Here is a 23,054-nt window from a genome sequence, read left to right as displayed (position 1 = left end):
AAACATAAGAGATGATATAGAGCATGCTTGCTCATAAAAGTATAATGCTATGAAAAATCATGATCCCTTAGCTCAAATTGCAGATATTTTAAGATAACTTATTGAAGATAGTACTCAATGGACTAAATATATATACATATGTTTAAACTGATTTAAATAAATTGTATTATGGGGGGTGAGATAATTTTAAGCTTAAGACAGTTATCAAGTGAAACTTATCTTCAGGTGGAGTTTGTAACTCCATCTGAAGGTTAGTTGAACTTATCCAGAAGCTGTAGAGTTCTCATCTCCAATCTGAAGAGGATGGAGTCTTAGAACTCTTAGCTTTCGGATAAACTAAATTATTTATGATAGCATAATTTGTACTAGGGGATAGGTAAAAAATATATATGATATAGGGGCATTATACAAAGTCTTGAAATGGAAGATTAAGCTTAAATTCTGTTTATAACTCATATCAATGGGTTAATAATATAAGTTAAAATGAAGGAGTGTTGAGAATAATGGATAAATTAGAAAATATTCTTGCTGGTTTAAACTCAATTATTTGGGGGAAATGGCTGGTATATGTATTATTAGGACTTGGTATTTTATATACCATTACTAACGGTTTTGTTCAGGTAAAACATTTTCGTTTTATCATAAAAAAGACTTTAATTGATTCATTCAAAGACAGAAACAGTGAAAAAGGACAAGGTTCTATTTCATCATTTAAAGCGATGATGGTTACTCTTGCAGGTAATGTTGGAGGAGGAAACGTTGTTGGTGTTGCTACTGCTATCGTTTCTGGAGGTCTTGGAGCAATATTCTGGATGTGGATTGCTGCATTCTTTGGTATGGCATTAAAATATGGTGAAATCGTACTTTCTCAGTTGTATCGTGGTAAAGACTCTGAGGGAAATCTTTTAAGTGGTCCTATGTACTACATAAGAGATGGACTACGTATGCCTTGGCTAGGTGTTGTAATAGCAGTGTTAATGTGTACAAAGATGATGGGCGCTAACTTAGTTCAATCTAACACGATTGCTGGAATACTTAATACAAATTATGGAGTACCAACACATATTACAGGTATATTTTTAATATGTTTCCTTATGGTTATAACTTTAGGAGGTCTAAAGAGAGTTGCTAATATAGCTACAACTCTAGTTCCTGTAATGTCAATATTCTACATTGTTGTGGGTGTACTTGTTATATTCCTAAACATAGAAAGTGTTCCAAGTGTATTTGCTACAATATTCCATGAAGCATTTTCATTCCAAGCTGTTGGAGGCGGTACAGGTGGATTTGTAATCGCAAGAGCTATGCAGTTTGGTATAACACGTGGTATGTACTCAAATGAAGCTGGTGAAGGTACTGCTCCATTTGCACATGGTTCTACAATCGTTTCTCATCCAGTTGAAGAAGGTATAACTGGTGTTACAGAGGTATTCTTAGATACTATAATTGTTTGTACAATAACAGCTTTAGTTATTGGTGTAACTGGAATATATACTGATCCTAGTACAAATGCAGCAGTTATGGCAATAAATTCTTTTGGAACAATGTGGGCGCCATTAAAGCATGCAGGGGCATTTGCACTTCTTGTATTCTGTTTTACTACACTTATGGGACAATGGTTCAACGCAGCAAAGAGTTTCACTTATGCTTTTGGACCAAATGTAACATCTAAAGCTAAATATATTTTCCCATTTTTATGTATAGTGGGAGCTACAAATAAAATAAGTCTTGTATGGACTATTCAGGATTTGGCTATGGGATTAGTGGTAATACCAAATATGATTGCATTAATCGTATTATTCCCTAAGGTTAGTGCACAAACAAAGGACTATTTCTCAAAGCTAGGTAACAAAGAAGAAATAGGAAATAGATAATAGAAAATTATCATATAAAACTTTGATAAAAGACGTGTACAAATGAGTAATCATTGTACACGTCTTTTCAATTGTAAAATAAAGAAGAAAATAGGAGGGTAAAAGTGGAAAATAGCGAAGTTATATTAAGGTTGGTTCTATCTATATTGGTTGGAGGCATTATAGGATATGAAAGAGAATATAGGTGCGACACGTTGCAATATTAAAAGTATTGCCTAAACAATAAAATTGTTTAAGAACTAATAGTTTGAAAAGTCAAATGAGAGGGTAACGCCTTGAAGGGCTTTCTCTAATACTCCGAATAGCGTGGAAACTAATAAGAGTAGAAGCGTTATAAGCTCGGTGAAGTCGGCTGAGAGTACACCCTACGGGTAAGGCTGAGGAAAAGCGAACCAGAGGTGGTCGAGTGTATGATAGGTCGGGAGTCCATAAAATACCTATGGTAAGAATGGTTACAAAGGTAACTGACGAAATTCCGAATGTACGGGTCTAGATATTTACATAGCAGAAATGCTATGACTGCTCAAGATGTGGTGTTTGTGAGGGTGAGTAAGATTCTATGTTATGAAAATCCTTAAACTGTTAAAGGCAGTATCAAGCAAGCAGGCTTATAGGAATTACCTAAGGGTATCATGTAAGGATAAAACTATTGGAACGTGGTAAGCTGATAGCATGGAGGGCTTATTTCCAGTGAAATGGTAACAAGGAAAATGTAGAGATGCTAATAACTTGTTTTTATATCAGTGAAAGTAGTGGCATAGTACCGTTGAAACTCTGATAATAAGGAGTGGAGGGATAGCCACAAGTCAAGAAAATAAGAAATATCTGAGTATTCAATATACCAATAGAGTAAAATTTTGTTGATGGAACGCCGTATGAGTTCGAAAGTCTCACGTACGGTGTGGAGGAGGGGAAAAGATAGCGATAATTTCAAAGTCTTACCTATTCCTATAAATAGACCAGCTGGATTTAGAACGAATATATTAGTTTGTGTTGGAGCAGCCCTTATATCTATGATACAAGTGCATATGATAGATGATACTGTTCAAATGATAGGGAGCAATCCCCAGCTTGCAAATGCACTAAAAGCTGATATTGGAAGAATTGGTGCTCAAGTTATTTCAGGAATAGGTTTCTTAGGTGCAGGAACAATCATACATGAAAAGGGCTCGATTAAAGGATTAACAACAGCAGCGAGTATATGGGTAGTTGGATGTATAGGGCTTTCTATAGGAATGGGATATTACTTTTTAGCAGCAGTAGCTACAATAGGAATGTACGGAGTATTAGTAACCTTGAAAAGAATTGAAACGAGGATTATAGAAAGAACAAATATTATAAAAATTGAAATAGAATATTCCAGTGAGAAAGATTTAACTAAGTGCGTATATGAATATCTTGAAAATAGAAATATTAAAATCAAAAATATAGGATTTTATATAGATGAAGATTATGAATCACTTTTAAAAACAGCCATATATACTATATTAATTCCTAAAAACTTAAATGAATCAAGGATTATACACGATCTAAGTGTATATGAAGGAATTGAGAGAGTTAGTATTGTATAAAAAATAAATAGAAAGAGAATCTATATAAGTTTTGATGCGATAGTAATTCTCTTTTTGACTTTTGAAATCTTTGTAAATGATTTAAGTTTTTAATGCCCTGAGGCTATTCCTCTCCCCTCTTTTATAAGTGGGAGAGGAATAGCCTTTTTTGTAAAACAAACCAATACAGAAGAACATCAGCCATAACTAATAGATAAATGATTTTTAGCCCATCAAAACTTGTTCATCTTGTGGGTGAGTAAAAGATTAAGAATTTCTTTGAGAGTGATATTGTAGTGTGATTGTGGTCTTGCTCTGAGTCTGTTGTTTTTAGAAAATTATAATTTACATAAAATGTAAAAAAATACAATGTTGCTTTAAATGAGCAAATTCCATAACAAATTATTGAATTAAAATAGACATTCATAACATTTTATACTATTATATTTCTGTCAGAAAACATAAACAAAGGATGAATACGAATGTCTACAGAAAATAATATACCATATAATGGTCTTGACCCAAAAAAAGAAACACCTTTTTATGATTTATTTTGCGTATAAACTAAATATACAAGGAGGTAAAAATGTCAAATTTAAAAATAACAGATTTAAAAAAATATTTAAAAACACTAAGTGAAGAAGAGCTAAGAAATGAAATAGTAGCACTTGCCAAGAACTATAAAGAAATAAAAAATTATTATAATATAAAAATCAATCCAGAAAATGAAGAAGAAATATTAGAAAAATATAAAAGTATAATAAAAAAAGAGTTTTTTCCTGATAGAGGGTCTGAAAAAATGAGATATAAAGTTGTAAAAGATGCTATTAAAGATTATAAGAAAATATCAAATAATCATAAAAATATAGCTGATTTGATGCTTTATTATACAGAAATAGGGGTAAAGTTTACAAATGAATTTGGAGATATAGACGAAAGGTTTTATACAAATATTGAAAACGCATATGAAGATGCATTGAAATATATTTTTGAAAATAAATTAGAAGAGGAGTTTAATAAAAGAGCTAAAGAAGTTGTTGAAAATATAAATAATATGGGCTGGGGATTTAAAGATTCTATGAATGATAATTTCTATTATTACTATGTAAATTATGATGATTAAATCAAGACTTAAAAATAAATGGAATTTAAATCATTCTCGGTATTTTAATCCCATTTATTTTGAGCTTAAACACATGAGCTTACAAAGATGAGCATATGCGAATTTTGGTAAAATATTCACATAAAAATTTATTGAAATGAATGTTGACAAAATTACTTGGGTATAATATACTTAACTCAGAATTCATAGTTAAACACTAGGAATTAAAAGAGGTGATATTTTGAAATTATCAACTAAAGGAAGATATGGCTTAAAAGCTATGTTTGAACTCGCATTGAATCAAGATGATGGACCAGTTCCACTTAAACATATAGCACAAAATCAAAATTTATCAGAACAGTACTTAGAACAGATATTTTCAAAGCTTAGAAAAGCTGGACTTATAAAGAGTATAAGAGGAGCACAAGGTGGATATTTATTAGCAAGAGATGCTGATGATATAACTGTAGGAAATATAATAAGAATATTAGACGGTCCTATAGCTCCCTCAGACTGTGTACTTGAGAAAGAGACAGAATGCAAAAGATCGGGACATTGCGTAACTCAAGTTGTATGGGAAAGAATCAAAGAAAGTGTAGACACTGTTATAGACTCAATTACATTACAGAATATGGTAGATGATCATAAAAACAAAAATAGAGATAAAATGAAGTAGGAGGATGCGAAAATGGAAAAAAGAAGAGTTTATATGGATTATGCAGCTACAACACCTATGAAGAAGGAAGTTCTTGATGCTATGCTTCCGTACTACAATGATTTATTTGGAAATGCATCTAGTGTACATGCCTTCGGAAGAGAAGTTAAGGGATCTTTAGATGAAGCTAGAGATCAAGTAGCCAAGCTTATAAATGCACAATCTTCAGAAATATACTTTACTGGTGGCGGATCAGAAGCAGACAACTGGGCTATTAAAGGGGTTGCTTTTGCTAATAAAGAAAAAGGAAATCACATTATAACTACTACGATAGAGCATCATGCTGTACTTCATACTTGTGAATACCTAGAAAAACATCATGGGTTTGAAATAACTTATCTTGATGTTGATTCTGAAGGAAGAATAGATTTAGAAGAGCTTAAAAATAGTATTACAGACAAAACTATACTTATATCAATTATGTTTGCTAATAACGAAATAGGAACAGTTGAGCCTATAAAAGAAATAGGGCAAATAGCTAAAGAAAGAGGAGTATTATTCCACACTGATGGAGTTCAAGCTATAGGAAATGTTCACATAGATGTTAAACATTTAAATGTAGATTTAATGGCTATGTCAGCTCATAAAATATATGGACCAAAAGGAGTAGGAGCTTTATATATAAGAAAAGGTGTAAAGTTACATTCAATAGTTCATGGTGGAGCACAAGAAAGAAGAAGAAGAGCTGGAACTGAAAATATGGCTGGAATAGTAGGTTTTGGTAAAGCGGCTGAATTAGCAAGAATTAATTTAGATGAAAATATAAAAAGATTAACCAAGCTTAAAGAAAGACTTATAAATGGTGTTTTAGAAAGAATACCTTATACAAGAGTTAATGGAAGCTTGGATTATAGATTACCTGGAAATACAAGTTTTTGTTTTGAATTTATAGAAGGAGAATCACTTTTATTAAGTCTTGATATGATGGGAATAGCAGGGTCTAGTGGATCGGCTTGTACATCAGGATCGCTTGATCCATCTCATGTATTAATGGCTATAGGACTTACACATGAAATAGCACATGGATCTTTAAGATTATCATTAGGATATAAAAATACAGAGGAAGATGTAGACTACGTTTTAGAAACTCTTCCAAAGATAGTAGATAGATTAAGACAGATGTCGCCACTATATGAAAAGGTAGCTAAGGGAGGAAGCAAATAATGTATTCAGAAAAAGTAATGGATCACTTTATGAACCCAAGAAACGTTGGGGAGATAGAAAATGCAGATGGTATAGGTGAAGTTGGAAATGCTAAGTGTGGAGATATAATGAAAATCTACTTAAAGGTAGAGGATGAGATTATAAAGGATGTTAAGTTTAAAACATTTGGATGTGGCTCTGCAATAGCAACTTCAAGTATGGCAACGGAAATGGTAATAGGAAAGAGCCTTCAAGAAGCTTTAACTCTTACAAATAAAGCAGTTGCTGAAGCTTTAGATGGACTTCCACCAGTTAAAATGCATTGTTCAGTTTTAGCAGAGCAAGCTATAAAGTCAGCTATAATAGACTATGCTCAAAGACACAATGTTCATGTAGATGGACTTGAAGATGTAGAAATAGATGATGATCATGATCATCACCATGATATAGAGGAAGAATATTAAAAATTGCCCGGGAAAATTCCCGGGTTTAATTTTTTTAAAAATATTATATAATAGACTTGTATAATTTTGAATTAAAGATCGAAAATGCGAATAATTTGATCTCAAAGATTAATCATAAGAATAGATAGAGGTGGTTTAATTGAATAAAAGAGTAATGATAGGTATGAGCGGTGGAGTAGATAGCTCTGTTGCAGCATATTTACTAAAAGAGCAAGGTTATGATGTTATAGGAGTAACTATGAAGCTTTGGCAAGATGAAGATGAGGAAATAATGGAGAGAGAAGGAGGATGTTGTTCTCTATCTGCTGTTGAAGATGCTAGAAGAGTTGCAAATAAAATAGGAATTCCTTTTTATGTTATGAACTTTAAGGAAGTTTTTAAAGAAAAGGTAATAGATTATTTTGTAGATGAATATACAAAGGGAAGAACTCCTAATCCTTGTATAGCATGTAATAAGTATATTAAATCAGGAGAGTTCTTTGAAAAAGCTAAACAACTAGATTGTGATTATATAGCTACGGGGCATTATGCTAAGATAGAGTATGATGAATCTACTGATAGATACTTACTAAGAAAATCTATAACTGATGCAAAAGATCAAACTTATGCTTTATATAATATGACTCAACATGAGCTTAAGCATACTTTATTTCCTCTTGGATATTATACAAAGGATAAAATAAGAGAAATAGCAGCCGAAGTTGGACTTATAGTTGCAAATAAGCCTGATAGCCAAGAAATATGCTTTGTAAAAGATAATGATTATGCAGGATATGTAAAGAGTCATACGAATAAAAAGATAAAAGAAGGATATTTTATAGATAAAGAAGGAAATATATTAGGAAAGCATAAGGGAATAATACACTATACTATAGGTCAAAGAAAAGGACTTGGAATAGCTCTTGGAAAGCCTATGTTTGTAGTAGATATATTACCAAAGAAGAATGCAGTAGTTTTAGGAGATCATGATGATGTATTTAGTCAAGGATTAATAGCTACTGATGTGAATTTTATACCATTTGATGATATAGATGAACCTATTAAAGTTCAAGCTAAGGTTAGATATTCTGGTAAACCAGAAGATGCTACAGTTTATAAAGTAGGAGAAGATAAAATAAAAATAGTATTTGACCAAAAGCAAAGAGCAATAACTTCTGGACAATCTGTTGTTATGTATGATAAAGATATTGTGATAGGTGGAGCTATAATAGAAAAAAGAATCTAAATATGAAAATTTTACTCGGTATATATTTTTCCCCTTTGTAAAAAATAATTTTAGAAAGGGGTGAAGTACATTGAGAAATAACGATAAGAATATTGTGACAAATCCTATGGTTGTAGGTGGAGTAATAGGAGCAGCAGCTTCTATGTATGCGGTATCTAGAATGAATATGGGACAAAGAAGAAGAATGTATAAAACAGGAAGAAATGTAGCAAGAGTTGCAAATCAAGTAATGAATAGAATGGATAGAAATTTCTTTTAATTATTGACATAATTCGATTTTGAATATAAAATTTAATTATGTAAAATTTTATACTTAAATACTGTGAAGAGAATTAGTAGATTGATTGATTCTTATAGAGAGGAAATCCTAGGCTGGAAGGTTTCTAGATAGATCTGTCGAAGCTGTCTCGGAGTAGCGTTTTTGAAATAAATAAGTAGAAGACGTCGGATGTGACTCCGTTAAAACTAAGGCTTTATCCTGAGACTGCTTTGCAGTTGAAGTAGGGTGGTACCGCGAAATCAATCCTCGCCCCTATGTTCTTTCATAGAGGCGAGGATTTTTATTTTTGAATAATTAGTTAAAATGGACAGAAACTTCATACATAGTTATGATTATAAATTTAGGAGGGATACAAATGAAAAAATTAGGATTAAATGAAATAAGAAGTAGATTTTTAAATTTCTTTGAAACAAAAGAACATTTAGCAAAAGGAAGTTTTCCACTAGTTCCACAAAATGATAATAGCTTACTTCTTGTAAATGCTGGAATGGCTCCACTTAAGTCGTATTTTATGGGAAAAGAAGTACCACCTAATAAAAGAATGGCTACATGTCAGAAGTGTATAAGAACTGGAGATATAGAAAATGTAGGAAAGACTGCAAGACACGGTACTTTCTTTGAAATGTTAGGTAACTTTTCTTTTGGAGACTATTTTAAGAGAGAATCTATAAAATGGGGATGGGAGTTTATAACAGAGCACTTAGAAGTACCTCAAGATAAGGTGTGGGTTTCTGTATATGAAAATGATGATGAAGCCTATTATATATGGAGTAAGGAAATGAAATTCCCAGAAGAGAGAATGGTTAGACTTGGAAAGGAAGATAACTTTTGGGAAATAGGAACTGGACCTTGTGGACCTTGTTCAGAGCTATATTATGATAGAGGTGAAAAATATGGATGTGACAATCCAGATTGTAAGCCAGGGTGTGATTGTGATAGATATATAGAATTTTGGAATCACGTATTTACACAATTTAATAAAGATGAAGAAGGAAACTACAATGAACTTGAAAATAAAAATATAGATACAGGTATGGGTCTTGAAAGAATAGCTTGTATAATGCAGGATGTAGATAATATATTTGAAGTTGATACTATAAAATATATACTGGATTCAATAGTTAAATTATCTAATACTGAATATGGAAAAGATAATAAAATAGATACATCTATAAGAATAATAACTGATCATATAAGAGCTACATCTTTCTTAATTGCAGATGGAGTATTGCCTTCAAATGAAGGAAGAGGATATGTTCTTAGAAGGCTTTTAAGAAGAGCTGCAAGACATGGTAAGTTACTTGGTATAAAAGGAGCATTCTTATATGAATTAATGGAGATGGTTGCAGATATAAGTGGAGATGCTTACCCAGAGCTTGTTGAGAAAAAAGATTATGTTAAAAAGGTTCTTAAAATAGAAGAAGAAAGATTTGAAGAAACTATAGATCAAGGTATAGAAATATTAAAGTCTTATATAAATGAACTAAAAGAAAATAATAAAAAAGTTTTATCAGGAGAAAATGCATTTAAATTATATGATACTTACGGATTCCCTATAGATTTAACTAAGGAAATACTTGAAGAGGAAAATCTTGAGGTTGATGAAAGTTCTTTTGAAGAAGAAATGCAAAAGCAAAGAGAGAGAGCTAGAAATGCAAGACAAAATGGAGAATCAGAAGGATGGAAAGAGGATGTATTCTCAAAAATTGATAAGGATATAGTTAGTGAGTTTGTAGGATATACATCGTTAGAAGAAGAGTGTATAGTTAAGGCTATAGTAAAAGGTAATGAAATAGTAACTGAGGCTCATAATGGTGAAAAGGTAACTGTAATACTTGATAAAACTCCTTTTTATGCAGAAAGTGGAGGACAAGCAGGAGATAAAGGTATATTATCAAACGATAACTTTGAATGTGATGTATTAGATACAAAAAAAGGTATAAATAATAGAATACATCATGAAGTTACAATAAAAACAGGAAGTGTTAAGGTTAATGATAAGGTATGTGGTTTAGTAGAAAAGAATATAAGAATGAATAGCGCTAGAAATCACTCTGCAACTCATATTCTTCACAAGGCATTAAAAGAAGTTTTAGGAGATCATATACAACAAGCGGGATCACTCGTAACTGATGAAAGACTTAGATTTGACTTTACTCACTTTGAAGGTATTTCAAGTGAAGAAATTTCAAGAATAGAATTAATAGTAAACAGTCAAATTATGAATTCATTAGAGATTAGTGCAGAGGAAATGTCTATAGATGATGCAAAAAAAGTGGGAGCTACAGCTTTATTTGGAGAAAAATATGGAGATGTTGTAAGAGTTGTTTCTATGGAAGAATACTCTATTGAGCTTTGTGGTGGAACACACCTAAATAATACTTCTCAAATAGGAATGTTTAAGATACTTTCAGAATCAGGTGTAGCATCAGGAGTTAGAAGAATTGAAGCTATAACTGGAATTAGTGTTTATGAGTATTTAAATAAAAAGGAAAGTGTTATAAGTGAAGTATGTGCTACTTTAAAGGTTAAAGAAGATAATGTTGTAAATAAAGCTAAGTCTGTTGTAGAGGAACTTAAAGATTCTAATAAAGAATTAGAAAGTATAAAGAATAAATTAGCAATGGCTTCAGTTGATGATGCTGTTATTAGAAAAGAAATTAATGGTGTTAATTTAATAACAGCGAAATTTGAAAATATGGATATGAATGCCCTACGAAATATGGGAGATAATTTAAAAGATAAATTTAAATCAGGTGTTGTTGTAATAGCTAATAAATCAGGTGATAAGGTTAACTTTATAGTTACTGCTACTAAGGATGTTGTTGAAAAAGGAGTTCATTCTGGTAATATTATAAGAGAGGTTGCTAAGATGGCTGGTGGAAAAGGAGGAGGAAGACCGGACATGGCACAAGCTGGAGGTAAGGATTCTTCCAAGATAGCAGATGCATTAATGAAGGCAAAAGAAATACTAGAGAATCAAATTAAGAAATAAATAATAAAGACAGGGGCAAACTAATGCTCCTGTTTTATGTTATAATAAGTTATTATATGAACAAAAATATACAAAAGAGGTGTTAATTATGGAAAATATGGATTATACTATGAAATTTGAAGCACCAAAAGAAGATAACTTAAGTGTGGATGAAATAATAGAAAGTGTTTATGCAGCTTTAGTTGAAAAAGGATACAATCCTATAAATCAATTAATAGGTTATTTCTTGTCTGGAGATCCTACATATATAACTAGTCATAACAATGCTAGAAGCTTAATAAAAAAATATGAAAGAGATGAGATATTAGAAGAAATTCTAAAAAAATATTTAGAAGGAAAGTAGGTAGACGAGTTTGAAAAAAAAGTTTTTAGTACTATTCTTACTATTAATCGTACTAACTAATTCTGTACCTGATATGAGTTTTGCAAATGAAAAAGGAAAAGTTATATTAATAAATATAAATAGAACCAGTATAGATGATTTAAAAAATATACAATATTTAAATGATAAAATTAATAAAACTGGATATATAGGACTTATGAATGTAAAAGGCTCAAATGGAACCTCTGATATAAAGTCTTATGCAAGTATAGGAGCTGGAACTAGAGCTTATATAAATCCATCAGATATAGACTTTGAAACCATAGATGAAGATAATAAAGAAATATATTTTAGAAGAACTGGAATAAATCCTGAATATATAAATAATTTAAATATTAATAAAACTAATTCATCTAATCAAAGAGGAAAATTTGGGGCTTTTTTAGGAGCTATTGGATATGAATTTAATAATAACAATCTTAGTTTAGCTGTTTTGGGAAATTCAGATACAGATGAAGAAAAGCATAGAGAAATAGCTCTTATAGGAATGGATCAAAATGGGCAGATAAAAAGTGGAAATATAGATGATATAAATGTTAAAGATGGGGCTATGCCCTTTGGAATAAGAACAGACTATGATAAATTAAAAGAGGAAACAAGAAAGTATTATGGTGAAAATGATTTACTTATAGTAGAACTTGGAGACACTTATAGATTAGATCTTTACAAAGAAAATTTAAATGAAGCTTCTTATGAAAAAATGAAAAAAGAAATATATTCTAATATAAGTGATTATTTAAAAGAAGTATTTGAAATAACGAATAAAAACGATAGAGTGTATATTACTAGTCCTTATCCTAAAAAACAAGACTATGTAAATGGGTATAGATTATCTCCTATAGTTGTGTTTGATAAGGAAGAGAAAGGATTATTAACATCTGGAACAACTAGAAGAAAAGGTGTTTTATCAAATTTAGATATATCAGCTGATATATTCGAATATTTTGGAATAAAATCAGAGGTTATATTAGGAAAGAGTATACAAAAGATTCTATATGATAAAAATATAGAATTTTTATTAAAAGATTACGACAAAATAGTGTCTAATATGAAAATAAGAATACCTGTCCTGTATACTTATGCCGCGTTTGAGATGATAATGTGGATGATAATGCTTGTAGCAATATTATTTAGAGATAAGATTCCTAAAAATATATTTAAGATACTGTGTGCTATATTGAAATTTACAATAGCTATACCTTTTGTATTATTAATAGCACCTTTGTTTAACTACTCAACTAAAGGATCTATAATAACCTGTATAGTAGGATTATTAATAATTGTTTATTTCTTAGTATATAAGCTTGTAAAAGATGATTTGGGCAAATTGATACTTCTTAGTGCATTGGTTGCATTAGGAGTATTAATAGATGCTGCTACAGGCCAAAATATGATTAAAAGCTCATTGCTTGGATATGATCCTATAATTGGAGCTAGATACTATGGTATAGGAAATGAATATATGGGAGTTTTAATAGGTTCTTTAGTGTTCTCAGTTGTAGGTTTTTTAGAAAAAAATATAATAAATAAAAAAATAGCATCTGTTATACTTCTTTTATCAATAGTAATACTTGGACATCCCAAAATGGGAGCTAATGTAGGTGGTACTATAACCTCGGTATTCTCATTCTTGTACTTAATAATGAGACTTTACGATATAAAAATAGACTTAAAGAAGATAATCTTTATAGGAATTGCTGTTGTGGGGGTAGTATCTACTATGGCTGTAATAGATATATATTTTATAAAAAGTCAATCACATCTAGCAGGAGCTATAAAGAAAATATTATCTGGAGGACCTCTTATAATACTTCAGATAATAACTAGAAAAATTGAGATGAATATGAAATTAATAGGAGTATCTATTTGGAGTAGAGTTTTAATATTAGGGCTTTTAGTAGTTGTTGTACTATTTCAAAAACCAGTTGGAATATTTAAAAAAGTATGTGATAGATACATATATCTTGCTAAAGGGTGGACTAGCATTATAGTTGCAAGTATAGTAGGATTTTTAGTTAATGATTCAGGTGTAGTTGCAGCTGCAACTAGTATAGCTTACGTTATAATACCTGTTCTTGTATTACTTACAAAAGAACTTGATATATCAAAATGATTTTAAGTCCCTGTTAATCAGGGGCTTATTTTGAGAAGTTAAGTATATTTAGAGGGTGTGAAAAGTATGGATTACAATATATTAGGTAAAAGTGGGTTTAAAGTTTCTAAAATGTGTTTTGGAGGATTAACAATAGGGCCTCTTCAAAGAAACTTCAATTCACAAGATGGAGCAAAAATTATAATTGAAGCCTTTGAAAGAGGTGTTAACTTTATAGATACAGCAGAGCTTTATGGTACATACAAACATATAAATGAAGCGTTTAAAAGTTATCAAAGAAATAAGATAATACTTATGACTAAATCTTATTCTTATTCTAAAGATACAGCAGAGAAAAGTCTTAAAAAAGCAATGAATGAGATGAATACTGATTATATAGATGGATTCTTGCTACATGAACAAGAAAGTGAACATACACTAAGAGGTCATTGGGAGGCTATGGAATATTTTATTAAAATGAAGGAAAAAGGCTATATAAGATCAGTTGGAATATCTACTCATACAGTATCAGCAGTAAAAGCTGCTTCTAAAATTGATGAAATAGATATTATCCATCCAATAGTTAATAAAGCAGGTATTGGAATACATGATGGAACTATAGAAGATATGCTAGAAGCTATAAGAGAAGCTAAAAAAAATAATATAGGAATATACGCTATGAAGCCTCTTGGTGGAGGAAATTTAATACATTCATATGATGAATCCTTAGATTTTGTGCTAAACTTAGGTATAATAGATTCAATAGCTATAGGAATGCAATCAAAGGAAGAAGTAATAGCTAATATATATAAATTTGAAAAAAAAGATATACCTGATAATATAAAAAATAAATTAAATAATAAAAAAAGAGAACTTAAAATAGCTAATTGGTGCCAGAGGTGTGGTGCTTGTGTAGCTAAATGTCAACATAATGCATTGTCTATAATTGATGATAGAGTAGTTATAGATAAAAATAAATGTGTATTGTGCGGATATTGTTCAAAGTATTGTAAAGATTTTTGCATAAAGATAATTTAGGAGGAGTTTATGAAAAGAATAATGGGACTTGATGTAGGTAACAAAACAATAGGAGTAGCAGTTAGTGATTTGATGGGGCTTACAGCTCAAGGAATCACAACTGTAAGAAGAAAAGGAATAAAAAAAGATTTAGAAGAAATTGATAAAATAATAAAAGAAAAAGAAGTTGCAGAAATAGTTGTAGGTCTTCCTAAAAATATGAATGGAACACTTGGACCTCAAAGTGAGAAGGTTGTTAAATTTACTGAAAAATTAAAGACTATAACTGATCTTGAAATAAAATTTTGGGATGAAAGACTTACAACTGTTGCAGCTGAAAAATCTTTAATTCAAGCTGATGTAAGTAGACAAAAAAGAAAAAAAGTAATAGATATGCTAGCTGCCGTACTTATTTTACAAGGATATCTAGATATGAAAAGAAATATATAATATTTATATACTAAATTTAAAAATTTTAGTATATAATAATAGTAAATATAAAATTTAATGAGGTGACTTTATGGAAGAAAACATAGTAACGTTAGTAGACGAAGATGGGTTAGAAATTCAATTTGAAGTTATAATGACTCTAGAAGCTCAAGGTAATGAATATGCAATACTTATGCCTTTAGAAGAAAATGATGATGAAGAAGCATATATATTCAGAATGGAAGAAGAAATAGATGGAGAGTATGCTATCGTTCCTATAGAAGATGATGAAGAGTATGAAAATGTAGTTACTGTATATCATACTTTAATGGAAGAAGAAGGATTAGAATAATATAATATTTAAAGAGGCTATATCAAGGTGACTTTTCAACCACTTTGATATAGCCTCTTTTTTTTTGCTACAAGATTGTATAAAGTTTTTGACTTATATGACTTTGATGAATAGCAACTATACAAGTGATGGTTGAAAAACAATAAAATTTGACAGGGAAATATGTTAATATAAAATATTTTTTTATGGAAGATCTAATATTGTTGAAATTCAGCTTTTTCAGATGTTGTACTTTGAAATTAAGAGTTTAAATATTCTGAAAAAGATAAATAGAAAATTGCCATATGAAAAAAAATTTGCTATAATAACAATAATAAACGACATAATATGACAAAATTTAATTTTAAGAGGAGGTCTTGTATGAGAGAATATGAGAATTTGGTAAATGGTGATATGGTATCTTTGATAAAAAAAGGTGAAAAGGATGGAGCAGAAACAATTTGGGATAGAATGGAAAAAATGAAAACTCAGTGTGGTTTTGGAGTAAAGGGATTATGCTGTAGGAATTGTGCGATGGGCCCTTGCCGTATTAGCCCTGTTGCTGGAAAGGGAGCTGATAAAGGATTATGTGGTGCAACTGCAGATGTTATAGTATCAAGAAATTTTGCTAGAATGGTTGCAGCCGGAACAGCTGCTCATTCGGATCATGCTAGAGGTATTATTCATTTATTACATAAAGCTGAACCAAATGGAGATTACATTATCAAAAATAGTGAAAAATTAAAAAAATTAGCTGAACAATGGGATATTGATACAAAATGTAAAGATATCTATGAGATTGGTCGTCAAGTTTCGGAAACTGCTTTAAATAATTTTGGAAAGCCTTTTGGTGAAATAACATTACCAAAAACTGTACCTAATGTAAGAAAAGATTTATGGAGAAAAGAAAAAATAATGCCTAGAGCAATTGATAGAGAAGTTGTATCTATTATGCATGCAACTCATATTGGATGTATGGCAGATGCAAACGAAATGTTAAAAATGTCCTTAAGAACAGCTATATCTGATGGATGGTCAGGGTCGTATATGGGAACTTTTATTAGTGATATATTATTTGACACTCCTAAAGCTACTAAGACAGAATCAAATTTAGCTGTATTAGAAAAAGATCAAGTAAATATTGTATTACATGGTCATGAGCCTAGTTTATCCGAAATGATTGTATTAGCAGTATCAGATCCAGAATTAATTGCAAAAGCAAAAGAATTAGGTGCTCAAGGAATAAATTTAGTTGGTATGTGCTGTACAGGAAATGAATTATCTATGAGACATGGAACTAAGAATGGAGGTAATTTTCTTCAACAAGAATTAGCAGTTATTACTGGAGCTGTTGAAGCTGTAATTGTTGATGTTCAATGTATTTTTCCATCTTTAGCTGAATTATCAAAAAAATATCATACAAAGTTCATCACTACTTCTCCTTGTGCACGTATTGAAGGATCTGATTATATTGAATTTGATGAAAACATAGCTTATGAATCTGCAAAAAAAATTGTTCTCTCAGCTATTGAAAATTATAAAAATAGAAATAAGGAAAACGTTTACATTCCTGATAATAAAACAAGCTTTATGGTTGGATATAGTGTAGAAACAATAGTAGAACACTTAGATAAAGTAGCACAAGAAAATGAAAAAGGAACATTAATGCCATTAATAAAAGCTATTACAGGAGGAAGTATCAGAGGTATTGCTGCTTTGGTAGGCTGTAATAATCCAAGAATTAAACAGGATTACAATCATATACAAATAGCTCAAAAATTAATAGAAAACAATGTATTGGTTATTGCTACAGGATGTTCAGCTACTGCATTAGCAAAAGCTGGCTTAGCTAATAAAGAAGCGTCTAAATTTGCAGGTAATAAACTAAAAGGTATTTGTGAAGCTTTAGATATTCCTCCGGTATTACATATGGGATCTTGTGTAGATATTAGTAGAATACTTCAATTAGCAGGAGAAACTGCAAACTTACTAAATGTAGATATTTCAGCATTACCTTTAGCGGGATCAGCTCCAGAATGGATGTCTGAGAAAGCAGTTGCTATTGGTATGTATGTTATAGCCTCAGGAATTGATGCTTGGCTAGGTGTTATACCTCAAGTAACAGGTTCTGATAAGGTGGTAAGTTTTTTAACTAATGAGGTTGAAGAAATTACAGGATCAAAATTTTTTGTAGAAACAGATCCTATCAACACTGCTAATCAAATTATTGAAAGAATAGACATGAAGAGAAGTAGACTAGGTATATAAGAAGGAGAGAAAAATTATATGAAAATAGCTATTACTGGAAAAGGTGGAGTTGGAAAAACTACATTTGCATCTGTATTATGTAGAGTATTTGAGGCGGAAGGAAAAAATGTGTTAGCTGTAGATGCAGATCCAGATGATAACTTAGCTCTTGGATTAGGATTTCCTCAAGAAATTATAGATAAAATTGTTCCTATTTCAGCTATGAAAGAATTTATAAAAGAAAGAACACGTACTAATGCAAAGGGGTTTGGGAAAATGTTTAAACTAAATCCTGAGGTGGAGGATATTAAAGAAAAATATTCTTATAAATTTAAAAGAATTAGTTTATTGAATATGGGAACTGTAGATAAAGGAGGGAATGGCTGTTATTGTCCTGAAAATGTTTTATTGAAAAAATTGACGCATCATTTAATATTAGAAGATGAAGACATAATGATCATGGATATGGAAGCTGGGATTGAACACTTAGGAAGAGGTGTTGCAAAAGGAGTAGATGCATTCATTGTTGTAATTGAGCCTGGAATTAGAAGTATTCAAACTTATCATAAAGTAAAAAAAATGGCTTTAGATATAGGCGTTGAAAAAGTATTTATAGTAGCTAATAAGATAAGAAGTGAAATGGATATAGAATATATAATGAACAATGTTAGTAAAAACGATATTTTAGGAAATATATATTTTGGTGAAAAAGTTATTGATTCAGATAGACAAAATTTATCACCATATGATTTATGCAAGGATACTGTTAATAGTGTAAGAGCTATTAAAGAAAATTTAACAAATTTATTATTAAAATAAAAGTTATAGCATCTATAGTTGTTTCTCTAAGTGAATAAATAAGCTTTAAAAATTATATATATTTTTATATAATAATATATATAATTATATTCACTATTAGAGGAGATGTTTAATTGAAGAATAGCAAAAAGACAGATATAAGAAAGAAAATAATAGAATGTATGAAGTTCTTTAGTACATTCCCAACGGAAAAAGAGTTTGAAAGGAAGTTCCCACAAGTTTATAAATGTATGAAAAAAGAATTTGATTTAGAGTATAATGATTTATTAATAGAGATAGGATATGATCCATTTAAATCAAGTATTATAAAAAACTATGGAGAATTATCAGAAAATGAAATATATGATTTTATTAAAAAAAACATAAAGGATTTTGTTGATAAATACCATTACGTTCCAAATGAACACATATATAAAACATTACCACTTCCTTCTATAAAATATTTGAAACTAAGATTTAAAATAACTTATTCTTTGCTTTTGAAAAAAATTCATTATGATAAGATTAAAGGATTTAAAATTTATCGACATATTCCAAATGAAGTATTATTGAAACAAGTAAAATTGAAAGTAGATGAATATTTAAAAAATAACTATAGGTTACCCAATAAAAAAACATTTAACAAATTTAAAATAGGATCTGTTGATTTTTATGAACAGAGGTTTGAAAAAACATATGATGAGTTTTTAGAAAATTTAGGATATTCACTGTCTATGAAGCACAAACCTCTTGTTTACAAAAATTATACTCTAGATGAGTTGTTTGATCTTACAAAAAAAGAAATTCAAAAATTTATTGATGAGAACAAAAGTGTTCCCACTCAGTTTCAATATAGAAAACTAAGTCTACCATCAGAAATTTATTTTAAAAAAAGACACAATCTTACCTACAATGAATTATTGTTAAAGCTTGGCTTTGAACCAGTTAATCGTGGAGAAAAATATAAATATATGACAGATGACGAAGTTTTTTTGAAATTAAGAAGTGAAATTAATAGTTTTATATTAGAAAAAACAAGATTACCTAATACAGAAGAATTCCAAACTTTAGATACACCGTCCTATGGTTATATTAAGAAACGTTATAATTTTACTTATAAAGAATTAGTTAAGCATCTGGGATATAATGAAATTGATTTTATAGAAGGATATTTTGGATTAACAGAAGATGAGATATTTAAGAAAATAAAGAATCAGATAGAGTTATTCATACAAGAAAATGGGAAAAAACCAACTAAAAAGCAGTATGATAGTTTAGAGGTTCCTTCATTTTATTATATTAAGAAGTTATTCAGGTTAACTTATTGTGAATTATTGATTAAATTAGATGATTTGGATAATATTTGTGATTAATTTATGGGTTGTTTTAATTTAAAACAACCTCTTTTTTTGTATAAGCACAATATTGACATTCATTATCATATGAAATATAATGTATTTATGAAATGCGAGCTATTTTAAATTAAGAGTGGGAGGAACATTAATGACTTTAGATAAAATAGATAGAGGTCAAAAAATAAAAATATTACATATACCAAATGAAAAAATTAGAGTACAAGCTATAAGACTAGGTCTTTATGAAGGAGCTAATTTAGTTTGTTCTCAAAAGGTATTTGCAGGTCCTATAGTACTACAAAATAGATTTCAAGAAATAGCTATAGGGAGAAAGTTAGCTCAAACGATAAAAGTAAAAGCAGTATAGGAGGAAACTAAATGTCTACATGTCATACTTATAATCCAAGCGTAGCCATAAAAGATGGAGATATAAAATTAGTCTTAGCAGGTAATCCAAATGTAGGTAAATCTGTGTTTTTCAATTACTTAACAGGTATTTATGTTGATGTATCGAATTTCCCAGGTACTACGGTAGATATAAGCTCAGGAAGATTTGAAAATTATGTTGTAATGGATACTCCAGGAGTTTACGGAATATCTTCATTTAATGATGAGGAAAGAGTAGCAAGAGATGTAATACTTTATGCAGATGTAATATTAAATGTTGTAGATGCTCTTCATTTAGAAAGAGACTTATTTTTAACTCAGCAATTAATAGATACAGGAAAACCTGTAATAGTAGCTCTTAATATGATGGATGATATAAAGCGAAATGGAATAGAAATAGATATAGAAAAGTTATCAAAAGAACTAGGGGTAAAAGTAATACCTACTAGTGCTATAAAGGGACAAGGTCTTGAAGAGGTTAAAAATAGCTTAGATGAAGCAAGATTAGGAAATAGAATAGAAATAGTAAAAGATAAAACTAGTGATATACAAGAAATTGGAGACTTTGACTCAGAAAGATTATTAATACTTGAAGAAGATGAGAATTTACTAAAAAGGCATAATATAAGTAATTCGCCTAAATTAAGAGAAGAAATATATAAGCAAAGAAGAAGTAGGATAGATTTTGTTATATCTAGTATAGTAAAAGAAACTAATGAAGGTGCATCATTTAGAACTAAACTAGGAAGATGGATGGTGGAGCCTTTAACAGGAATACCTATATTACTTTTAACATTATATATGATATACCAAGCTGTTGGGGTATTTGTTGCTCAAACTGTAGTTGGTGTAACTGAAGAAATTATAATGGGGCAATATTACTACAATCTAATAATGAATACTGCCACAAAATTTGTATCTGATACCTCATTTATAGGACACTTATTAATAGGAGAGTTTGGAATTTTAACTATGGCTCCTATATATCTATTAGGTCTGTTACTACCACTTGTTGTAGGGTTTTACTTTTTCTTATCTTTATTAGAAGATACAGGATATCTTCCAAGAATAGCTACATTAGTTGATAGAATGTTAACTTTTATAGGACTTAATGGTAGAGCTATAATACCTATAATACTAGGATTTGGTTGTGTAACAATGGCAACTGTAACTACCAGAATACTAGGATCAAAAAGAGAAAGATTTATCGCTACTATGCTTTTGGGTCTTGCAATACCGTGTTCAGCACAATTAGGAGTCATAGCAGGTCTTATTGCATCTATGGGATCTAAATATACGCTTATTTATATAATTACAATAACACTTGTATTTGGTATTGTAGGAGTTTTATTAAATAAATTTATGGATGGTGAGTCTACTGATTTATTAATAGATTTACCACCGCTTAGAATGCCAAAATTTTCAAATGTTATGAAGAAAACATACCTAAAATCTAAGATGTTTATAATAGAAGCGGGTCCTTTATTCGTATTAGGAGCTATTATAATAACTGTTCTTCAAGATACAGGATCATTAGATGCTATAATAAATTTATGTGCTCCTATAACAAAAGGATTCTTAAAGCTTGACCCAAGAGTTACTCAAACTTTTATTATGGGTATTATAAGAAGGGACTTTGGAGCTGCTGGACTTACAGATTTAGCATCTCAAGGAGTTTTAAATACACCTCAGCTTTTAGTTTCTTTAGTAGTTATAACTTTATTTGTTCCTTGTATTGCCGCTATTATGGTTATATTTAAGGAAAGAAGCTGGAAAGAATCTGCTGCTATATGGATAGGAAGTTTTGTTATATCTTTTTTAGTTGGAGGAATATTAGCACAGTTTATAATATAATAATAAGTATAGACAAAAAATTCTTGAGCATAACAGCTCGAGAATTTTTTGTCTATATAAGGAAAGGTGGAGTTATTATGGAGATTAAATGTCCGACATGTGGGTATAATATAAAAGATAATAAAGATTTAAAGTGTCCAAGATGTAATTCAAGCTTAGCTGATTTTTTTAAGTGTGATGGAGCTTGTAAAAAATGTAATTTAAAAAAAGAATGTGGAAAATAACATCGATTTAAAAATTAAATTATCAGTTGAAAAAATATCAATTGATAAAACTTGACATTAACAAGATATTTAGATAAAATATTAAATGAAAAGAATTATTATTTGAAAATGTAGGTGATTAAATGGAAAATTATATAGACGCAGTAAAACTTAAATTAAAAGAAGAAGGATATAAGTTAACTCCACAGAGAAGATCTATAGTAGACATAATGATAAAGAATGAAGGAAAACATTTGAATAGTGAAGAAATATATGATTTAGTTAAGGTAGAGTGTCCTGAAATTGGGCTTGCAACTGTATATAGGACTCTTCAATTATTAGATGATATAGGAGCTGTATCTAAACTTAACTTAGATGATGGTTGCTGTAGATATGAAATTAATTCAAATGACGAAGCGCATAATCATCATCATCTTATATGTAAAAAATGTAATAAAATAATGGAAGTTGAAGAGGATTTACTGGAAACATTAGAAGAGCAAATAGAAAAAAATTATGGATTTAAAATATTTGATCACGATGTGAAGTTTTTTGGTATGTGTAATAGCTGTAAATAAGCCCCGTGGCATTTGCCATGGGGTTTTTAAAAA

21 protein-coding genes and 1 other annotated feature are annotated in these 23,054 nt (G+C 30.0%); all 21 genes read left to right on the top strand.

Features of this window, described 5'->3' with window-relative positions:
* Window positions 1-503: 503 nt before the first annotated feature.
* The 21 genes from N4A48_RS13625 (at window position 504) to N4A48_RS13525 (ending at window position 23,021) form a co-directional block, all read left to right on the top strand.
* A complete protein-coding gene (locus N4A48_RS13625) occupies window positions 504-1,874 on the top strand; it encodes an alanine/glycine:cation symporter family protein (RefSeq protein ID WP_293666836.1) in 1,371 nt (456 codons plus the stop codon).
* An 899-nt stretch (window positions 1,875-2,773) separates the two neighbouring features.
* Window positions 2,774-3,445 (top strand): MgtC/SapB family protein, encoded by a 672-nt coding sequence (locus tag N4A48_RS13620; RefSeq protein ID WP_293666834.1) that lies wholly within the window; start codon window positions 2,774-2,776, stop codon window positions 3,443-3,445.
* Window positions 3,446-4,010: 565 nt separating this feature from the next.
* Window positions 4,011-4,547 carry a DUF6155 family protein gene (locus N4A48_RS13615; protein ID WP_293666832.1) on the top strand — a complete coding sequence of 179 codons (537 nt, stop codon included), beginning with the start codon at window positions 4,011-4,013 and terminating at the stop codon, window positions 4,545-4,547.
* A gap of 220 nt (window positions 4,548-4,767) precedes the next feature.
* Complete coding sequence (locus N4A48_RS13610) at window positions 4,768-5,202, top strand: RrF2 family transcriptional regulator (protein ID WP_293666831.1); 435 nt, start codon at window positions 4,768-4,770, stop codon at window positions 5,200-5,202.
* Window positions 5,203-5,214: 12 nt separating this feature from the next.
* Window positions 5,215-6,405: a cysteine desulfurase NifS gene (gene nifS, locus N4A48_RS13605; protein WP_293666829.1), complete on the top strand. Its 1,191-nt coding sequence runs from the start codon at window positions 5,215-5,217 to the stop codon at window positions 6,403-6,405.
* On the top strand, window positions 6,402-6,848 hold the full coding sequence (gene nifU, locus N4A48_RS13600) for a Fe-S cluster assembly scaffold protein NifU (RefSeq protein WP_443081762.1): 447 nt from the start codon (window positions 6,402-6,404) through the stop codon (window positions 6,846-6,848). Before nifS ends, nifU begins: the two co-directional genes overlap by 4 nt.
* Before the next feature lie 139 nt (window positions 6,849-6,987).
* The gene (mnmA, locus tag N4A48_RS13595) at window positions 6,988-8,073 is read left to right on the top strand and encodes a tRNA 2-thiouridine(34) synthase MnmA (RefSeq protein ID WP_293666825.1); all 1,086 of its coding nucleotides are present in this window, start codon (window positions 6,988-6,990) and stop codon (window positions 8,071-8,073) included.
* A gap of 70 nt (window positions 8,074-8,143) precedes the next feature.
* Window positions 8,144-8,332, top strand: coding sequence for a hypothetical protein (locus tag N4A48_RS13590; protein WP_293666823.1), 189 nt, complete (start codon window positions 8,144-8,146; stop codon window positions 8,330-8,332).
* 54 nt (window positions 8,333-8,386) lie between these two features.
* Window positions 8,387-8,610, top strand: a binding site (T-box leader).
* 98 nt (window positions 8,611-8,708) lie between these two features.
* Complete coding sequence (alaS, locus tag N4A48_RS13585; protein WP_293666821.1) at window positions 8,709-11,348, top strand: alanine--tRNA ligase; 2,640 nt, start codon at window positions 8,709-8,711, stop codon at window positions 11,346-11,348.
* A gap of 85 nt (window positions 11,349-11,433) precedes the next feature.
* Window positions 11,434-11,691: an IreB family regulatory phosphoprotein gene (locus N4A48_RS13580; RefSeq protein ID WP_293666869.1), complete on the top strand. Its 258-nt coding sequence runs from the start codon at window positions 11,434-11,436 to the stop codon at window positions 11,689-11,691.
* A gap of 10 nt (window positions 11,692-11,701) precedes the next feature.
* Window positions 11,702-13,843 (top strand): hypothetical protein, encoded by a 2,142-nt coding sequence (locus tag N4A48_RS13575; protein WP_293666819.1) that lies wholly within the window; start codon window positions 11,702-11,704, stop codon window positions 13,841-13,843.
* Window positions 13,844-13,909: 66 nt separating this feature from the next.
* Window positions 13,910-14,860: an aldo/keto reductase gene (locus N4A48_RS13570; RefSeq protein WP_293666818.1), complete on the top strand. Its 951-nt coding sequence runs from the start codon at window positions 13,910-13,912 to the stop codon at window positions 14,858-14,860.
* A 9-nt stretch (window positions 14,861-14,869) separates the two neighbouring features.
* Window positions 14,870-15,289 carry a Holliday junction resolvase RuvX gene (gene ruvX / locus N4A48_RS13565; protein ID WP_293666816.1) on the top strand — a complete coding sequence of 140 codons (420 nt, stop codon included), beginning with the start codon at window positions 14,870-14,872 and terminating at the stop codon, window positions 15,287-15,289.
* Window positions 15,290-15,359: 70 nt separating this feature from the next.
* Window positions 15,360-15,620 (top strand): DUF1292 domain-containing protein, encoded by a 261-nt coding sequence (locus N4A48_RS13560; RefSeq protein ID WP_293666814.1) that lies wholly within the window; start codon window positions 15,360-15,362, stop codon window positions 15,618-15,620.
* 360 nt (window positions 15,621-15,980) lie between these two features.
* The gene (gene cooS / locus N4A48_RS13555) at window positions 15,981-17,867 is read left to right on the top strand and encodes an anaerobic carbon-monoxide dehydrogenase catalytic subunit (protein WP_293666812.1); all 1,887 of its coding nucleotides are present in this window, start codon (window positions 15,981-15,983) and stop codon (window positions 17,865-17,867) included.
* An 18-nt stretch (window positions 17,868-17,885) separates the two neighbouring features.
* Window positions 17,886-18,665: an ATP-binding protein gene (locus N4A48_RS13550; RefSeq protein ID WP_293666810.1), complete on the top strand. Its 780-nt coding sequence runs from the start codon at window positions 17,886-17,888 to the stop codon at window positions 18,663-18,665.
* A 113-nt stretch (window positions 18,666-18,778) separates the two neighbouring features.
* Entirely contained in the window at window positions 18,779-20,017 is a 1,239-nt protein-coding gene (locus tag N4A48_RS13545; RefSeq protein ID WP_293666808.1) for a hypothetical protein, read from the top strand.
* Between the two features lie 130 nt (window positions 20,018-20,147).
* Window positions 20,148-20,366, top strand: coding sequence for a FeoA family protein (locus tag N4A48_RS13540; protein WP_293666807.1), 219 nt, complete (start codon window positions 20,148-20,150; stop codon window positions 20,364-20,366).
* 11 nt (window positions 20,367-20,377) lie between these two features.
* Window positions 20,378-22,240: a ferrous iron transport protein B gene (gene feoB, locus N4A48_RS13535; protein WP_293666805.1), complete on the top strand. Its 1,863-nt coding sequence runs from the start codon at window positions 20,378-20,380 to the stop codon at window positions 22,238-22,240.
* Between the two features lie 77 nt (window positions 22,241-22,317).
* Window positions 22,318-22,464, top strand: coding sequence for a hypothetical protein (locus N4A48_RS13530; RefSeq protein ID WP_293666803.1), 147 nt, complete (start codon window positions 22,318-22,320; stop codon window positions 22,462-22,464).
* A gap of 122 nt (window positions 22,465-22,586) precedes the next feature.
* Window positions 22,587-23,021, top strand: a complete 435-nt coding sequence (locus N4A48_RS13525) for a Fur family transcriptional regulator (RefSeq protein WP_293666801.1) — start codon at window positions 22,587-22,589, stop codon at window positions 23,019-23,021.
* Window positions 23,022-23,054 lie beyond the last annotated feature (33 nt).

Source organism: Tepidibacter sp. (assembly GCF_025210165.1).
Lineage (GTDB): Bacteria > Bacillota > Clostridia > Peptostreptococcales > Peptostreptococcaceae > Tepidibacter_A.
Note: the sequence above shows the minus strand (reverse complement) of the source record. Positions and strands in the feature narration are given on the sequence as shown.

Bases quoted from the DNA above. Each gene is read 5' to 3' on its own strand.
- N4A48_RS13625 (WP_293666836.1), top strand. From the start codon at position 504: ATGGATAAATTAGAAAATATTCTTGCTGGTTTAAACTCAATTATTTGG.
- N4A48_RS13615 (WP_293666832.1), top strand. From the start codon at position 4,011: ATGTCAAATTTAAAAATAACAGATTTAAAAAAATATTTAAAAACACTA.
- nifS (WP_293666829.1), top strand. From the start codon at position 5,215: ATGGAAAAAAGAAGAGTTTATATGGATTATGCAGCTACAACACCTATG.
- alaS (WP_293666821.1), top strand. From the start codon at position 8,709: ATGAAAAAATTAGGATTAAATGAAATAAGAAGTAGATTTTTAAATTTC.
- N4A48_RS13570 (WP_293666818.1), top strand. From the start codon at position 13,910: ATGGATTACAATATATTAGGTAAAAGTGGGTTTAAAGTTTCTAAAATG.
- ruvX (WP_293666816.1), top strand. From the start codon at position 14,870: ATGAAAAGAATAATGGGACTTGATGTAGGTAACAAAACAATAGGAGTA.
- N4A48_RS13560 (WP_293666814.1), top strand. From the start codon at position 15,360: ATGGAAGAAAACATAGTAACGTTAGTAGACGAAGATGGGTTAGAAATT.
- cooS (WP_293666812.1), top strand. From the start codon at position 15,981: ATGAGAGAATATGAGAATTTGGTAAATGGTGATATGGTATCTTTGATA.
- N4A48_RS13550 (WP_293666810.1), top strand. From the start codon at position 17,886: ATGAAAATAGCTATTACTGGAAAAGGTGGAGTTGGAAAAACTACATTT.
- N4A48_RS13540 (WP_293666807.1), top strand. From the start codon at position 20,148: ATGACTTTAGATAAAATAGATAGAGGTCAAAAAATAAAAATATTACAT.
- feoB (WP_293666805.1), top strand. From the start codon at position 20,378: ATGTCTACATGTCATACTTATAATCCAAGCGTAGCCATAAAAGATGGA.
- N4A48_RS13530 (WP_293666803.1), top strand. From the start codon at position 22,318: ATGGAGATTAAATGTCCGACATGTGGGTATAATATAAAAGATAATAAA.
- N4A48_RS13525 (WP_293666801.1), top strand. From the start codon at position 22,587: ATGGAAAATTATATAGACGCAGTAAAACTTAAATTAAAAGAAGAAGGA.